Origin of the sequence: Pseudalkalibacillus salsuginis, assembly GCF_021646685.1 — a bacterium.
Lineage (GTDB): Bacteria > Bacillota > Bacilli > Bacillales > Fictibacillaceae > Pseudalkalibacillus > Pseudalkalibacillus salsuginis.
In genome coordinates, this window is the sequence record NZ_JAKJHW010000011.1 from 35,549 (window position 1) to 52,460 (window position 16,912).

The window sequence follows — 16,912 nt, forward strand, 5'->3', positions numbered from 1 at the left end:
ATTGTATTATATACTTCTTGTAATGAATCAAAAAGGGAGGCAATAAAGATGAAGACGATTTTAATTACAGGAGCTTCTTCGGGTATCGGAAGAGCAACAGCCAACTATTTTTCAGAGCGAGGATGGAATGTGGTGGCCACCATGCGGTCTCCAGAGAAGGAAACGGAATTGAATCGATTGGATCGTGTTTTGGTGACAAAGCTAGATGTCGAGCAAAAAGTAACGATTCAAGATGCCATTACAAAAGGAATTGAACATTTCGGTAAAATTGATGTCCTGCTAAATAATGCGGGTTATGCTGCATTTGGCGTTTTTGAAGCTGCTACAGATGTCCAGGTGAAAAAGCAATTTGACGTGAATGTGTTTGGTGTCATGAATACAATTAAAGCCATTCTGCCCCATTTCAGAACGAACAAGGCAGGAATGATTATTAATATATCGTCTATTGGTGGACGTGTTGCCTTTCCGCTTATATCCCTTTACCATGCGAGCAAGTGGGCAATTGAAGGATTTTCGGAATCACTTTACTACGAACTAGCACCTCAAAATATTAAGGTAAAAGTGTTAGAGCCTGGAAACGTTGCCACGGACTTTACAGGTCGATCCTTGGAATTGATAATGGATGAATCCTTGGAAGTGTATAGAACCTATCATGAAAAGGTACTTCAAAAGCAAATGGAAAGTTTTCAGACCAACGTCTCTACACCGGAACTCGTGGCTAAGGCGATTTATGAGGCTGCTATAGATCAAACAGAGCGTTTTCGATATCTTGTCGGAGAAGATGCAAAGTTTCTAGAGAACATGAGAAAGGAATCATCGGATGAGGAGTTTATGACGTTTATTACAAGTAACTTTCGATGAGACGTGGATGGGAACGGAGGCTCCTTTACCCCTATAATACGAACCAGCAAATGCAAGTTGTGGAGTTATTCAAGAATAGGGCGCGATTGCTGCATAGGTGATCGCTTTTTTCTTGCTTTAAATTAACGAACTTTAATAAGGAAGGAAAATTATTGGCTTTACCAGTATTCTTACAGTAAATGATTTTAAGGTAGGGGGATGTCTAGTGGTAAGACACGGAGAAACAGTGTGGAACACAGAAAAAAGAATGCAAGGATGGTTAGATTCTCAACTTACTGAAAATGGAGAAAAAAATGCCGTATCTTTAGGAAACAGACTTAAAGAAATAGAATTAACTGCGATATATTCAAGTCCCAGTGATAGAACTAAAAGAACCACTCAGTTGATACGGGGAGTTAGAGATATACCTGTATATTACGATGAAAACCTTAAGGAGATTAATATGGGGGACTGGGAAGGTAAAACACTCTCATTAATTAAAGAAATGTATCCATTAGAGTTTGAATCTTTCTGGAATACACCACACCTTTATACTCCTCTTGGAGGGGAAACTTTTGAAGAAACACGAGAGAGCAGTTAAGTTTCTAAATTTTATTAAAAATCAGTATAAATCAGGTAATGTTTTAGTCGTTACGCACTCTGTAGTAATCAAATGTTTATTTTCCATTTTTAAAAACACAACAATTGAAAACCTGTGGGATCCCCCTTATATACACGATACAAGTTTAACTAGTGTAGAACTTAATGAAAATGAATATAAAATCTTATTAGAAGGGGATTTATCTTATAGGGAAACCAATAAAGTTAATGTACAGAATTAATGACTATTCTTATTAAAGAAAAGGGCGCGATTGTTGAACAACACAGACAGAAAATGATCAAACTTTTTTATAAAAGCTAAATAGTCAATATCAAAAGCGGAATCCATTTTGATCAATCTTTTTTCAAAATGGATTCTTTTTGTTTGCAGTAGAATTTCGGGTTACATGGGATTTTTGATCAAACTTTATTTCACACCTACATAATATTCCGTCATTGACCTATATAAGACGGAACGATATACTAATATTCAAAAGAACGTTTGAATGAAAAACTGAGAGGTGAAAAAATGACGAAGGTCGATGTTTGTAAAGTAACCTGTGTCCATGAAGGAAAAGTGGAACGGATAAAGGCTGACATAGAAGGAAAAGATACAATGTCAGCGGCGAAGATATTCAAAGCATTAGCGGATGATACGAGAATCAAAATCGCCTATGCCTTATCGATTGAAGATGAACTATGTGTATGTGATGTATCAAATATTGTGGATTGTACAGTTGCAACCGCTTCTCATCACCTGCGATTGCTTCGGAATATGGGGCTTGCGAAATACCGGAAAGTTGGAAAGCTCGTTTATTACTCTCTGGATGATGACCATGTTAGAGAGATCATCCAGACAGCATTCTCCCACTTGGAGGAGGGTAAACATCTTGGAACAAGCTAGAGTGGTTGAACCAGAACAACATGTTTACAGGATTTCTGGTTTCACCTGAGTAAGCTGTGCGAATAAGTTCGAAACGAACGTAAAACGCCTGGATGGTGTTTTGGATGCAAAAGTGAATTTTACAGCCTCGAAACTTACAGTTATAGGAACAGCAGAAATCCATCAAATTGAAAAAGCAGGTGCCTTTGAAAACTTGAAGGTCCGCCCAGACCACTTGGAAGAAGAGAGTAGACCGCCAATTTGGAAACGCCATTGGAATGTTTTCATTTCTGCTCTTTTATTATTGACCGGTTGGGTGATTCGTTTAATGAATGGAAACGAATCGATTCTTTCCAACGGTTTTTATGCAGGTGCGATTCTTCTTGGGGGATATGGATTATTCCGATCCGGTTTAAAGAACTTGATACGGCTTGAATTCGATATGAGGACACTTATGACAATCGCCATCATTGGTGCTGCTTTGATCGGTGAATGGGGTGAAGGGGCTATGGTCGTCATCTTATTCGCGGTCAGTGAGATCCTCGAAATCTATTCAATGGATAAAGCACGGCAGTCGATACGTGGGTTGATGGAAATCGCCCCGAAAGAAGCAACTGTCAGGCGGAATGGTATTGAAATGACTATCCCAGTCGATGAGGTTCAAGTAGGGGACACGATGATGATTTTACCCGGTCAAAAGCTTGCGATGGACGGTATTATCCTGAAAGGTTCTTCTTACGTCAACCAATCCGCAATAACTGGGGAATCTGTCCCTGTCCATTTATCTGTGGGAGATGAAGCTTTCGCAGGTACTTTGAATGAAGATGGATATTTGGAAGTGGAAGTGACGAAACGGGTAGAGGACACGACATTAGCCAAGATCATCCATCTTGTGGAGAAAGCACAAGAAGAGCGTGCCCCTTCCCAATCGTTTGTCGATCGATTCGCAAAATACTATACCCCTGCCATCATTTCAGTTGCGGCCGGGGTAGCGATTATTCCACCGCTGTCAGGGGGTAGCTGGAGTGAGTGGGTCTACCAGGGGCTTGCTGTTCTTGTTGTCGGTTGCCCATGTGCACTGGTGATTTCTACTCCGGTTTCTATTGTAACAGCGGTAGGAAATGCTGCGCGAAACGGCGTTTTAGTAAAAGGTGGCGTTTACTTGGAAGAAGCGGGTAAATTGAAATCGATCGCTTTTGATAAAACAGGGACGTTAACGAAGGGCATACCCGAAGTGACAGACATTATCAGTTTGTCTGGATACAGAGATCCTGAGATCATACGAATTGCCGCTGCTTTAGAAAGCCATTCGCAACATCCCTTAGCCTCAGCCATTTTAAAGAAAGCTGAACAAAATGGTGGAGGCAAAATTGATGAAGAGGTTGAGAACTTCCGATCAATTACCGGCAAGGGGATAAAAGGGGAAATCAATAAGACTGTTTTCTATGCAGGAAGCCTTGTGTTATTTACCGATGAATTGCAATTGACCCTTCAAGAGGAAACAATCGAAGTTATAAGTCGGCTCAGGAATGAAGGGAAAACAGTACTGGCAATCGGTACTGAGGAATCTGTGATCGCGATCATTGCCGCAGCAGACACGATTCGGGATGAAAGTGGTGACGTCGTGAAAGCTCTACATGATCTGAATATCAAAAATACGATCATGTTGACAGGTGACCATCAGCTGACAGCAAAAAGTATCGCGGAGAAAATGGGAATCTCAACGGTGAAATCCGAGTTGTTACCAGAAGAAAAACTAAACTATATCAAAGCATATGAACAACGGTACGGGAAGGTAGCAATGGTCGGTGATGGTATAAACGACGCTCCAGCACTTGCAGCCTCCACAGTCGGGATCGCAATGGGAGGTGCCGGGACCGATACAGCTATAGAAACAGCGGATATCGTCATGATGGGTGACGACCTGCGAAAGCTTCCTTATACAATCAAGTTAAGCCGAAAAACACTTGCCATCATTAAACAAAATATCGCATTTTCCCTCGGTCTTAAGCTATTGGCATTGTTGCTTGTCGTACCAGGTTGGTTGACCCTTTGGATTGCCATTTTTGCTGATATGGGTGCAACCCTTCTTGTGACTCTGAATGGGCTTAGACTGATGAAGGTAAAAGAATAGCAATCAGTGATTACTGGATAATTGCCAAGATGAGGGAATAACCGAAATGTGGAGGATATGGGAAAAAGATTGATAGCATGTATGGGGAAATCCATCGTCTAAATCCTGAATAAAAGCATAGAATGTACCTGTGAGATTCAAAAAGCATATTACAAATAAATTACGCTTTTCACAATTCTGTTTTATTGCAAGAAATGCAGGGTAGAGAATAAGACAATTTTCGGAAACTGTTGATTTATGCGATGACATCCTTAGATAGTGGTGTTATAATAAGAAAAGATTTTCAGATTAGAAAAATAAAAACGCAGGTGCGCCAACACCTGCGTATCATACGATAAGCTTTTCCCTCAAAGGGATCGGCTGACTAGAGTAGACCGTGGCCTAAAGTGTGCAGCTCAAGGACGGTCTATTTTTTATTCGGGAATGACAATACGCTGATAATCAACGTGGCAAACGAGATGGTAACCATCAACGTTTGAAATACTGTCATTTGTACACCACCCCTTTCGAGTGTAGTGCCGACCGTCCTTGAGGTACCGAAACTTATCGTATTTATACAATTTTATCACTTTTGGTAAAATTTCTCATGATACATATGGACCAGTTATAGGACGGCCAAACCTCCTACTAATATGGGAGAATAAAAATGGGACAAGGGTTATGTATGTGAAAAGTTACAGTTATCGTTAGTTTGGGAATAATAGGGTATGGTACCCTTTAGACAGCAATAATCATAATGGAGGGGAAAAGTGTGAGTTTACAAAATGAAATCATTAAGAGGTTACATGTCAAACCGAGCATTTTACCTGGAGAAGAGATTGATCAACGTGTTGATTTGCTGAAGCAATATGCGAAAGAGTCCGGTATGAAAGGGTATGTTCTGGGGATCAGTGGCGGCCAGGATTCTTCCCTTGCTGGGAGGCTCGCTCAGATGGCTGTTGAACAATTACGTGAAGAAACAGGAGAAGAATATACGTTCATTGCAATGCGACTGCCGTATGGTGTCCAGAAGGATGAAGAGGATGCCCAAAAGGCGCTTCAATTCATCAATCCTGATAAGACCGTGACCTTTAATATAAAAGAGGCGGTTGATGCTTCTTATCGTGCATTCAGGGAAGGCACTGGGGAAGAGTTAAGCGACTTTTTAAAAGGGAATACGAAGGCTCGTGAGCGTATGAAGGTCCAATATGATCTTGCAGCTCATCATAATCTGCTTGTTATCGGAACTGACCATGCTGCAGAAGCTGTGACTGGCTTTTTTACGAAACATGGGGACGGAGCATGTGACATAGCACCCCTCTTTGGACTTGACAAAAGACAAGGAAAACGACTCTTGGAAGAACTAGGCGCTCCAGAAACATTATTTACGAAAGTTCCAACAGCTGACCTTGAAGATGATCGACCAGGCCTCCCTGATGAAGAAGCACTTGGATTAACCTATGATCAAATTGATGATTACCTGGAGGGTAAAGAGATTGATTCTGAAGCAAGGAATACGCTCGAAAACCATTACCTGAAAACACGGCATAAGCGTGAAGGGGAAGTTACCCTTTATGATGACTGGTGGAAAAACAATTCGAAATAAAACCTTTTTATACAACGCTAAAAGAGCTGCCTGGAAACGAAAGGCAGCTTTTTTAAAAAGGTAAGGAAGTATAAAAAATTTGTTTGCGGTGAAGTGATGTCTAGCTCCAACGCCCAACCACTTGGATCATTTCAGTTCTCCTGCGGCGGTCGACACATTGATTTAGTTCGAAGTGTTTACCCACGCAGAACTGAACTTTGTTTGGTTCGAGCCTCCTCGTCAGACTTCCAGTGACCTTCATGGCTGATCAGGGCGTTTGCGCTTTTCTTGTCTAGCTCCAACGCCCAACCACTTGGATCACTTCAGTCCTCCTGCGGCGGCGACAGCCTCCTCGTCGGACTTCCAGTGACCTTCGTGGTTAACCAGGGCGTTTGCGCTTTTCTTACTGACTCTACAATATTTATGAAGTATATCATTGCTCAGCATTAGAAAAGTATATGGATCAGGATGAAGATGAAAGAAATATAGGCCGAATAACGATGGAATCTTCTCCGTTTTCCAGAAGACTTTTTTTTCCGTAAATACCCTGTCACCAATAAGGGGATCAAAGCACAGACAGCCAAGAAACCTGAGGTACCTTGCAGGGTTCGTCCCCATCCTCCATTAAGCATATGAACGATATGAAAAAGAATAGAAATGACACCTAAAATAGCCATCGCAACATGGAAACGTATGAAAATCCGTGTAAAGGTGACTATTTTTTTGCGTATCGGTGTTTTCCCTAAGTTGCTGATCAATCGCAAAAAGATATACAGCAGGAATGAAAGGAGAAAATAAGTCAATGCCGTGTATGCCCATAGAAGCGCTTTTGTATGGTTGTCCGGAATCATAAATATATAAACGAACCATGGTGAAGACAACAGACAAACAACCACCATGCTCTGCCAGACATTGATCTGGTAGAAGAACTTGAACAATTGTATTTTCATTAAGCTCATCCCCTCCCATTCTTGATTGCATCCTACACTTCCTCACTGACGATTGCATATTCTGCATTATAGACGAATATCACAATTGGGGGAAGAAGTATGGGGATTGAGCTGACTATGCTCCATGGTGTATATCTGTTATTCATATTCATCATAATCGGCATCATGATCATGCGAAGGGATACCACACTTATTTGTGTGATTGGCATTTTCCTTTTAGGATTGATTGCTTCGAGTTCGTTGAATATAGCAGTGAGCGGAATTTTCAACAGTTTCATTTTTGCTATCCGTGAACTTTTAGGGACTATTCTGATCATCTCGATTATCGTTGCGATGAGCAGGATTTTGATAAGACTTGGCATAAATGAAGTGATGATATCACCTTTTACAAAAATGATCCGGACACCTGCACTGGCTTATTGGACGATCGGAATCTTAATGATGGTCATATCCTGGTTCTTCTGGCCATCTCCGGCAGTCGCTTTATTGGGAGCTGTGCTTTTACCTGTGGCTTTAAGAGTCGGACTTCCAGCTTTGGGGGTGGCAATGGCGATGAACCTCTTTGGTCACGGGATTGCATTGTCTGGAGATTATATCATACAAGGTGCACCTAAGCTGACTGCTGATGCGGCAGGAATACCTGTAGGGGAGGTCATGGCGGCGAGCGTTCCGCTTGTGATCATTATGGGGGCAGTTACGACTGTGGTGGCATTTTGGATGCTGAAAAGGGATATGAGAAAGGGGAAATTAAGTGTTTCAGAGGAGGAATTGGTTCTCCATCAAGAGGATGAAAAGCATGAGGTTTTATCTTATCAAACGAAGAAATTACTTTCCGTTTTGATCCCTATTCTGCTTTTGATTGATGTCGTGGTCATGTTCACCCTCGGTTTACAGGGTGGGGATGCGACGGCACTTATAGGTGGTACGGTCATTTTCATCCTGATCCTGATTGCCATGTTGGGTTACCGGAATCAAGGGATGGAGAAAATTACGTCTTATATGATTGAAGGTTTTCAATTCGGTTTTAAAGTGTTTGGACCAGTGATCCCTATCGCTGCCTTTTTTTATATGGGAGACGCCGGCTTCACCTCCGTTTTCGGAGAATTGTTGCCTGAAGGATCACAAGGAATTGTGAATGATCTCGGGTATGCATTAGCCCAGAGTGTCCCTGTCCACGATTCAATTGCAGCCATTACATTGACGATTGTAGGTTCGATAACAGGGCTGGATGGATCGGGATTCTCAGGCATCTCATTAGTAGGTTCGATTGCGAGCCTGTTTGCTGTAGCTATAGGCAAAGGTATCGCTACTTTAACTGCTCTCGGTCAAATATCAGCCATTTGGGTTGGTGGAGGTACGCTTGTTCCATGGGCCCTGATTCCAGCCGCGGCCATTTGCAATGTCAGTCCTTTTGAACTGGCCAGGAGGAATTTGTTCCCGGTGATCATCGGCCTGTTTGTAACGACAATCGCCGCAATGTTGATCCTATCCATTTAGAATAAATAGTTTCCTCGAACCTGTGTGTATAAGAATAAGATAGTTTGAATAAAATAGTAAAAATCACTCATTTTGAAAAGTGGGTGATTTTTCGGTTTTGCGCGCCCAAAAACTGGGTATAAGATATCACTTTATGTTAAAGGTGAGATGAAGCGTGATCAAGAGGAGCGGGGATTTATTCATAATCGGCGGGAATGAAGATAAGGAAGGTGATCTGGAGGTCTTATCTATTTTCGTGGAGGATGCGATTTCAAATGGCGGACATATTGGCATTCTAACGACCCCTACAGGATATCCAGAGGAAATCGGTGGTGAATACCGAGACATTTTCTTGAAGCTTGGAGCCTCTAAGGTTGATCTATTACATATTGATACCCGTGAAAAAGCTGATGATGGCTCGTTTACAAATCAAGTCAATGGTCTATCAGCATTATTCATGACTGGCGGAGACCAGAATAGGCTTTCGAGCATCATAGGAGGAACAGCTTTTTTTAAAGAAATGCAAAAAGCTTGGCAAAATGGAATGATCATTGCAGGGACAAGTGCGGGTGCTGCTATCATGAGCAGGCATATGATCGTTTCAGGAAAAACGAAACTGAAACATGACAAGATCAACGTAGAAATAGGAGTAGGCTTCGGATTTCTTGAAGACGTCGTCATCGACCAACACTTTTCACAAAGAGCCCGCTTTGGTCGTCTGCTATACGCAATTGCGCAAAACCCCCAGGTTATCGGAGTCGGAATTGATGAAAACACAGCCATCTGGGTGAAGGATGGCGGCCAGTATTTTGAAGTTATTGGTGAACATTCAGTAACCGTAATAGATGGTTGCAAACTATCGTTTGTCGATATTGCAGATGAAGCTGAGAGTGATGAAGTGACGATCACAGGTGTACAACTGCACTCGATTGCAAAAGGCTATCAATTTGACTTGGAGAACCGTAAGTTAATCAAGAAAGAGAAGGGATCTGCCCAATGAAAATCAATAAAGTTAAGTTTCTTTCTGGGCCAAACTATTATAGTTATAAACCGACCATTTGGCTTGAGTTAGATATTGAAGAACTTGAAGATATGCCGTCCAATACAATTCCTGGTTTTACAGACAGGTTGTTAGAAGTCATGCCTACATTGAAAACGCATTCTTGTTCACTGGGGTATGAAGGCGGCTTTGTTGAGCGGTTACGCGAAGGAACGTGGATGGGACATATCCTCGAACATGTGGCGATCGAACTTCAATCGCTTGCCGGTATTAGTGTGAAAAGAGGAAAGACGATTACAAGTGAGCACGTTGGCATCTATTATGTCACCTATCGTTACGAGGAAAAAGAGTCTGGATTATATGCCTTTAAAGCAGCGATGGAAATCGTCAATCATCTTCTCGAAGGACAAACTGTCTCGAGTGCTCCTTATGTGAAAAAAATTGAAAAGCTTTACTATGAAAATAAATTGGGCCCAAGTACAGAAGCGATTTTCAAAGCAGCGTATGAACGTAAAATTCCAGTCGAGCAAATCGGGGATGAAAGTATCCTGCGGCTGGGCACTGGTAGAAAGCAAAAACGTATGGAAGCAACAATGTCCAGCCAAGCATCCTTTTTAGCAGTGGAATATGCTTGTGATAAGGTGATGACAAAATCGATCTTACAGGATGTTTGCCTTCCGGTTCCAGAAGGCTGTGTCATATCATCTGAATCTGAACTGCTCGAGGAGGCAGAGCGTCTCAGTTATCCCCTTGTCATAAAGCCTGTGGATGGCCATCAAGGGCAAGGTGTCTGGACGAATTTACGTTCTCAAAAAGAGCTGGTTGCTGCCTATAAACAACATAAGAATGAAGAAAAAGCCATTCTAGAGCGTTATTATACAGGTGACGATTATCGGTTTACTGTTGTGGACGGCCAGCTTGCTGCAGTCAGTTTACGCCTTCCGCCTTTTGTCGTCGGCAACGGTCACGACTCGATAAAGGTGTTGATTGAAAGAGAGAACGAAAATCCGTTACGTGGTGAAGGCCATGAAAAACCGATGACGAAAATACCGATCAATGATTCTGTTGAAAATTATCTCCGCCAAACGAATTTGAATCTTGAAACCGTACTTGATGAAGGGCAGACTGTTCAACTGCTGGGGAATGCCAATCTATCGACGGGTGGATTAGCGATTGATGTAACTGATAAAATACACCGTTCTTACAAAGAGATTGCAGAAAGGTCAGCCCGAGCAATCGGATTGGATATTGCAGGGATCGATATGATCATTCAAGATATTACGGCTGCTTACAGACCAGGATGTGCTGCAGTCCTCGAAGTGAACGCGGCTCCGGGGATCCGGATGCATCATTATCCTAGTGCAGGTACGCCAAGGGATGTCGGCGGTGCTATTGTCGATTACCTTTTTAAAAATCGGGAGGAAGCGGCTATTCCAACAGTTGCTGTAACAGGAACAAACGGAAAGACAACGACAGTGAGGCTAATCTCACACTTTCTGCAACAAAAAGGAAAGACGGTAGGAATGGCGCATTCAGATGGAGTTTATATTGGCAATCGTTGTATCGATAAGGGTGATTGCAGCGGTCCTGTCAGTGCCAGGAAAGTCCTCCACCATCCTGAAGTGGATGCCGCTGTTCTTGAAACGGCTAGAGGAGGAATGCTTCGAGAAGGGACAGCCTTTCGTTTTTGCGATGTGGGAATCGTAACGAACGTTTCAGAGGACCATTTAGGCCTGGATGGGATCGAGACTCTCGATGAACTTTGTAAATTGAAACGGTTGATTCCAGAGGTTGTCCATCCAGATGGATATTGTATTTTGAATGCTGACGATGCGGCTGTGGCCGAAATGAAGGAATATACGGACGGGTCGGTCGTATTCACTTCATTGGATGAAAAGAATGCTTATTTGCAAAACCACCGCTCAGCTAATCAGGAATGCTGGTATGTGCAAGGCGATTGGATTGTCCACGAGAAGGAGGGCAAGTCCGAACGGTTTATGAAGTATGCTGAAATCCCGATCACGTTCAACGGATATGCGAAACATAATATAAGCAACTTGCTTCAAGCCTTAGCTTCTGCGCATTTACTTGGTGTTTCATACAAAATGTTACGCAAGAAGGTTCTCACTTTCTTTCCAGACTTCCTGCAAAGTCCTGGGCGCTTCAATAAAGTCGATCAAGATGGCAGGACGATCGTCGTTGACTATGCCCATAACACAGCAGGACTCAAAGCGATTTATAATACACTCAAGGCAATCCCGTGCGAGCGGCTGATCACTGCTGTTTCATCCCCTGGGGATCGTTTGAATGAAGACATCCGCAATATGGCAGAAATCATCGGCAAGGAAACCGATATTGTCGTCATAAAGGAAGATGGGGACTTACGTGGAAGGAAACCGAAAGAAGTTGCTGCCATCATGGATCAAGTGCTGGCCAAGCAGCTCCCATCTAGCTGCCGGATCATCGAGCTTAAGGAACAGCAAGCGTTCCATAAAGCCTGGGAGACCTCACGCCCCGGTGACTTGCTATTGTTCCTTTATGATTCTTTCAGCTCGGTAGAAAACTTCTTCAAAGAGTATAAACAGAGACGCTCCGAGCTTATGAACCGATACCGCAAAACCTCTTCATTGTAATGTGTAATAAACGTCAGGCACCCCTATACAAAGATTTGCATTCAATTTTAAATGTAAGCTTGAAGTGTAGGGTAAGCCTGACTTTTTCTCTTGCATCGGTCAACAAATTGAAAGATGACTATGTGGCTCAATGCCGTTTAATGGATTTTGATGATTATGTGTCGGATTCGCAGACACAGGGGAACTTATTTAAACAAAGGCTGTTTTCTAAAAGTTTGCTGTTAATTGAATGCTGGCAAGAGCAAGAGGATAAAAAAAGTGACCTACGTCACTTGGCGGATCGCTTCCGATTTTCTTTCGCTGAGTATTTTCCCAATTCTAAAACAACAATCTATACGAACCTGGACAAAAAAGCCATGGTCTAGAAAAATACATTGGCATTCTACTGTGCAAGACCCCAAATAAAGCAGTATGTGTCCACTAGTTTTGGTTGAATACACATGGCACCAACAGCGGAATATTTATCCTCTGTCAACAATAGAACGGGCCTCCAGTTGCAACAAAGGAAACCCACGGAGAATTTCTCCATGGGCATTTTTTTGGTCAACCTCTTTATTGTTGCTCAGTCCCTGGCATAGCTTACATCTTTGGTAGGATGCATAAAAGGACTGCCCTTCGGTATACGGTTCTCCTCAGCAAGCTCTCGGTTTTCAGTTGAATTCCAACCAATATCATTATAAGGATGGACCCATTCATCTCCAGACATGATTGCTGGATCGGTTTCATCGCTCCAGTTCTCAAGTGGAGAATTTTCGGATTCATAATGACTATCCCCAATTGTCACCCCATATTGATTGACAAATGGCTGGCGTTTCTCTTCATCAACATTTTCAAACACGGGAGCATTGGCCTGATGAGGAAGCGTACCTTCAATTGATGGATTTTCTTTTTTACGATCCATTTAATGACACCTCCTAAAGAGGATACCCTTATTGTAAACAACCTCTGTTTTTTTATGTTGATACCTTCAACGGATTATACCGGATTCTGTAATATTAGTTTGGAATATCACTTTTATATCAGGTCGGGATATTGCTACGGCTTGAACTGTAAAATTATATAACCAGAAAGCAGTTTTTCTTTTATTTCTGGAGGATATTATCGATTGGAATGCTTCCTTCCAAATCCTCCAAATTCTTTTGTTTTTCATGCTGGATATATGGAAGGATATCCCGATGTAAAGTATCCATATCAATTAGTGTCTTGATGTAGGATATATAGGTGGTCCCGGTTTCTTTTTTTATCTTATAGCGCACAAAATCTTTTGAGCTGGATGCCATGTCAATGAGATCAGAAAGGGTTTTAGGTTCTTTTCAGTTTGTTGAGAAGAGTTCATCCATTTTTGAAACAATTTCTTCATCACAAAATTCCTTTCCCGACCATCTTGGTTTTCCTTATCAGTTACCAATTATTAGTACGAGTATGCGATAATGGAAGAAACCCTTTTGTCTGGATAAAATGTAATAATTGGGGTTTTATAGCAAAATAAACGACTCGAAATATAAAAAGAAGGTCCGCAATTGGACCTTCAGAGTGCGTTTTCGGACCTTTCTATTTCAACTTGAATGATTGAATGGACTTCAACAGGGCTTGGGCTGTCCTCGTTAACGAGTCCGCTTGGTTGTTGACTTCCACCATCGTTTCCAGTTGTTGATCGGTGGTCACAGATACCTGCTGGGTACGTTCTGCAGATTCTCTTGCGATTCGTGCCGTTTCAGATGTTGATGAATGCACTTGCTCGGAGCTCGCTGAAATTTCTTCGACAGAAGCAGAGACATCTTGAATTTGGCCGGCAACCTCTTCAATGAGTGTGGCGATTTTTTCAAATGATTGTTCAGCATCACCAATCACATGGGTGCCATTCGCTACTTCTTTCTTGCCGTTGTTCATTACTGAGACCGTCTGTTGTGTGTGGGTTTGAATTCGTTTGACGAGTTCTGATATTTGGGAAGCGGATCGTTCTGATTGTTCTGCAAGCTTTTGAACTTCTTTCGCTACGACAGCGAATCCTTTTCCATGTTCACCGGCACGGGCAGCCTCAATGGCCGCATTCAATGCGAGGAGGTTCGTCTGATTAGCGATCTCCGTGATGACATTGACAATCTGGTTGATTTCCTTCGATTGAGAGCTGAGCTGCTGGATTTCGTCTGCTACGTTGTCTGTGACAGAGTCGATCGCATCCATCTGTTCCCGTACTTTTATAATGAATGTCTTACCAGAATCAACTTCTTCTGTAGCTTTATTTGACATTTCTGCGACAACAGAAGCTGATTCAGCGATACGATGGATTCCAGTCGTCATTTCATCCATGATCTGAGCCGTTTGTTCTGCACCGCTTAATTGTGTATCGGTACCAGTTGCCACTTCTCTTAGCATCGTATTGATTTCCTTTGAAGATGCGGTCGTCAATTGGACTTGGTCGATAAATTGTTTTGACGTATCGACAACTTGATCGCTGTTTGTCCTGACATCTTCTATAAGTGCCCTTAAATTATCGGTCATTCGATTAAAAGCAGCTGCAAGCTGTCCAAATTCATCCTTGGTATGAATCTCAAGCTTTGTCCTTAAATCACCATTCGCTACCTTTTTCATCGTTCGTACGGCTTCATATAAAGGATTCAAGATGAGCAGGCGCACGGCTAGCATGATAAGGAAGGAAGTAACGGCAAGGCTTACGATCGTATTGAGAACAAAAGCGACAATTACAGGAAGATCATCGATCAACCCAGAGATCAGACCATTCAGGAATGTCGAGATAGGTATGCTGATGAGCAAACTGATAAGCAATACAAGAAAGAGTTTAACGCCGACACTTTTCAACGAACGTTGAAATTTGAAGGATGAAACGGTGTTGGTTAGGACAGAGCTTTTTGTGGACATTTTATGTTCCTCCATTTCAAATAAATAAGCCAGTTCATTCTACATATAATATCGACACTTTTCGGAAAACTTTGACACCATCTTTCAGCTAATGAATACTTTATTCGTCTTTGAAACTTTTCCGGGTGAAAATCGACTATTAATAATAAGAGGGGGAGAAAGCCGTGATGGAGCATATATTTAACCGGTTATATGTGGACTATCACCAATCGCTGTTTCAATTTCTCGTATATATGTTAAGAGATCGAGATACAGCAGAAGAACTCGTTCAAGACGTTTATATCAAGGTGATAAACTCCTATGACAAGTTCAAAGGGGATAGCAGCGAAAAAACATGGTTGTTTTCAATCGCGCGAAATGTAGCGATCGACTATATGAGAAAGCAGAAAAGACAGAGAAAAACAGTAGTAGGCTCATTCGATATAGAAGAGAGAGAGAATCAACTGATCCATCCTGACAAATTACCGGATGAGATTCTTGAACAGAATGAATCCTTCAAACAAATGTATGATGCATTATCTCAATGTAAGGAAGATCACCGACAATTGATCTTATTACGATACATTCATGGTTTTAGTATAAAAGAATCGGCAGCCATCATGGGTTGGTCCGAAGGAAAGGTGAAAACCGTGCAACACAGGACACTGAAAACGTTGAAAACCATTCTTGATGACAGCAGGAAGGAGGAAGAATTGTCAAATGGGACAGTCTAAATGGAACGAAGAAAAAATCATTCAAATACTCCGTGATTTTCCTGCTATTGAGGACCGGCAAAAAAAAGAAGAGTTGTTTGCGAAGATTGAAAAGCGAATTGATTCAAAAAAAACGAAACGGAAGCCTTTCCGCATCATGCCGATGCTTGCTGCAGCCTGTGTCCTGATCATAGCTGCCATCATTTCACCGGTTGTCCTCCAAGAAACAGTGCTCAAGAAACCGGGAAGCGAAACGGGACAAAAATCATCAGGTTCCCCATCAGAGCCAGGAAATGAGCCTACGGAAATACAAAAAATCCCCGAAGAACCTATACCACCAGCTTCTGGATCAGAAGGGACATCGCTCAAAGCAGAACCATCTGCAGAAAGTGAGATTGAACCAAAAGCTTATGAAAGCCATAATGTCACCTATCATTCAGGGGTGGTGGAAGTACCACAAGACAAGCAGGTGGTCACTGTCTATTATACGGATTCCCGGGCAGAAGGCGTAGTGCCAGTCAGTTATTTGGCGGATAAGGAATTGCCAAAAATCGAGGCGCTACAACAGGCGTTCCAAATGATCAACCCGGATAAATTAGGTGTTCTGGAAACGGTATTCCATGAGGGTGATAAGGTCAAAGTTTCAGATGATCTGGAAAAGAAAACGCTGATCGTAGATATCAAACCGGGAGTGATCCAGGGGGGGACGGGTGAGCGTATGTTTATGGATACTGTGAACTACACCGCCTTTAACCTCGGATATGAGAAAATCGTTTTTAAAACGAGCGGGGAGCCAGGTTATGACTTCCCTCATATCGGACCACAGGATATGGTGGAGATTGAATCACCAAAAGGCGTCAGCACTTTATTGACAGATAACGGTACACTTCTTCTTGTAGAAGGTACCAGAGCGGACGAGTCAATAGATGGATCATCATTGGAGGAAAACATCAGGACAATAAAAATCGATACAAGCAGGTTGGGGCATGAAGAGGCCATCCAACCTAGCGTCTTCATTAAAGAGGTAAATAAAAATGAAAAGACTGTATCAGTTGAGCTTGTTGAAGGATCAAGGCTTGAAAACAACATGATGTACATCGCAATGATTGAAGCCATGTTGTTGACATCAGGCCAGTTTGGCTTCGAATATGTGCAAATTCTCGGTTCGGATACAAAAGAAGTTGGGCCCTATAACCTGGCGGAACCGATTCCTGTTCTGAAAGCACCGAATGTGATTTCAAAATAAAAGACAGCTGTCAT

At 42.3% G+C, this 16,912-nt stretch carries 12 protein-coding genes and 2 pseudogenes; 10 read left to right on the forward strand and 4 right to left on the reverse strand.

All coding sequences use genetic code 11. The features are described 5' to 3' along the window. The first annotated feature begins 48 nt into the window (after positions 1 to 48). The 4 genes and pseudogenes from L1611_RS18800 (at position 49) to L1611_RS18815 (ending at position 4,457) form a co-directional block, all read left to right on the forward strand. A complete protein-coding gene (locus L1611_RS18800; RefSeq protein WP_236315252.1) occupies positions 49 to 861 on the forward strand; it encodes an SDR family oxidoreductase in 813 nt (270 codons plus the stop codon). Between the two features lie 247 nt (positions 862 to 1,108). Continuing rightward, positions 1,109 to 1,682, forward strand: a pseudogene (locus L1611_RS18805) (histidine phosphatase family protein). 287 nt (positions 1,683 to 1,969) lie between these two features. After that, on the forward strand, positions 1,970 to 2,344 hold the full coding sequence (locus L1611_RS18810) for an ArsR/SmtB family transcription factor (protein ID WP_236315253.1): 375 nt from the start codon (positions 1,970 to 1,972) through the stop codon (positions 2,342 to 2,344). Next, positions 2,331 to 4,457: a heavy metal translocating P-type ATPase gene (locus L1611_RS18815; RefSeq protein ID WP_407681751.1), complete on the forward strand. Its 2,127-nt coding sequence runs from the start codon at positions 2,331 to 2,333 to the stop codon at positions 4,455 to 4,457. Before L1611_RS18810 ends, L1611_RS18815 begins: the two co-directional genes overlap by 14 nt. A gap of 406 nt (positions 4,458 to 4,863) precedes the next feature. On the opposite strand, the gene L1611_RS21000 is transcribed toward L1611_RS18815, so the two are convergent. Continuing rightward, positions 4,864 to 4,947, reverse strand: coding sequence for a putative holin-like toxin (locus L1611_RS21000; protein ID WP_225066452.1), 84 nt, complete (start codon positions 4,945 to 4,947; stop codon positions 4,864 to 4,866). 261 nt (positions 4,948 to 5,208) lie between these two features. On the opposite strand from L1611_RS21000, the gene nadE reads away from it, so the two are divergent. Further along, complete coding sequence (gene nadE, locus L1611_RS18820; RefSeq protein ID WP_225066408.1) at positions 5,209 to 6,042, forward strand: ammonia-dependent NAD(+) synthetase; 834 nt, start codon at positions 5,209 to 5,211, stop codon at positions 6,040 to 6,042. A 425-nt stretch (positions 6,043 to 6,467) separates the two neighbouring features. Here nadE and L1611_RS18825 read toward each other — a convergent pair whose 3' ends face one another. Beyond that, positions 6,468 to 6,971 (reverse strand): hypothetical protein, encoded by a 504-nt coding sequence (locus L1611_RS18825; protein WP_236315254.1) that lies wholly within the window; start codon positions 6,969 to 6,971, stop codon positions 6,468 to 6,470. A gap of 99 nt (positions 6,972 to 7,070) precedes the next feature. Here L1611_RS18825 and L1611_RS18830 point away from each other — a divergent pair, with 99 nt between their 5' ends. The 3 genes from L1611_RS18830 (at position 7,071) to cphA (ending at position 12,080) form a co-directional block, all read left to right on the forward strand. Then, positions 7,071 to 8,468, forward strand: coding sequence for a hypothetical protein (locus L1611_RS18830; RefSeq protein ID WP_236315255.1), 1,398 nt, complete (start codon positions 7,071 to 7,073; stop codon positions 8,466 to 8,468). A 154-nt stretch (positions 8,469 to 8,622) separates the two neighbouring features. Further along, positions 8,623 to 9,447 carry a cyanophycinase gene (locus L1611_RS18835; protein ID WP_236315256.1) on the forward strand — a complete coding sequence of 275 codons (825 nt, stop codon included), beginning with the start codon at positions 8,623 to 8,625 and terminating at the stop codon, positions 9,445 to 9,447. Then, complete coding sequence (gene cphA, locus L1611_RS18840) at positions 9,444 to 12,080, forward strand: cyanophycin synthetase (protein WP_236315257.1); 2,637 nt, start codon at positions 9,444 to 9,446, stop codon at positions 12,078 to 12,080. Before L1611_RS18835 ends, cphA begins: the two co-directional genes overlap by 4 nt. A 562-nt stretch (positions 12,081 to 12,642) precedes the next feature. Here cphA and L1611_RS18845 read toward each other — a convergent pair. Next, on the reverse strand, positions 12,643 to 12,981 hold the full coding sequence (locus L1611_RS18845; protein WP_236315258.1) for a DUF3905 domain-containing protein: 339 nt from the start codon (positions 12,979 to 12,981) through the stop codon (positions 12,643 to 12,645). 650 nt (positions 12,982 to 13,631) lie between these two features. Continuing rightward, a complete protein-coding gene (locus tag L1611_RS18850) occupies positions 13,632 to 14,960 on the reverse strand; it encodes a methyl-accepting chemotaxis protein (protein ID WP_236315259.1) in 1,329 nt (442 codons plus the stop codon). 161 nt (positions 14,961 to 15,121) lie between these two features. On the opposite strand from L1611_RS18850, the pseudogene L1611_RS18855 reads away from it, so the two are divergent. After that, a pseudogene (locus tag L1611_RS18855) lies at positions 15,122 to 15,673 on the forward strand (RNA polymerase sigma factor SigX); the annotation flags it as partial. Then, the gene (locus tag L1611_RS18860; protein WP_236315261.1) at positions 15,660 to 16,898 is read left to right on the forward strand and encodes a hypothetical protein; all 1,239 of its coding nucleotides are present in this window, start codon (positions 15,660 to 15,662) and stop codon (positions 16,896 to 16,898) included. The pseudogene L1611_RS18855 and the gene L1611_RS18860, both read left to right, overlap by 14 nt. Positions 16,899 to 16,912: the final 14 nt, after the last annotated feature.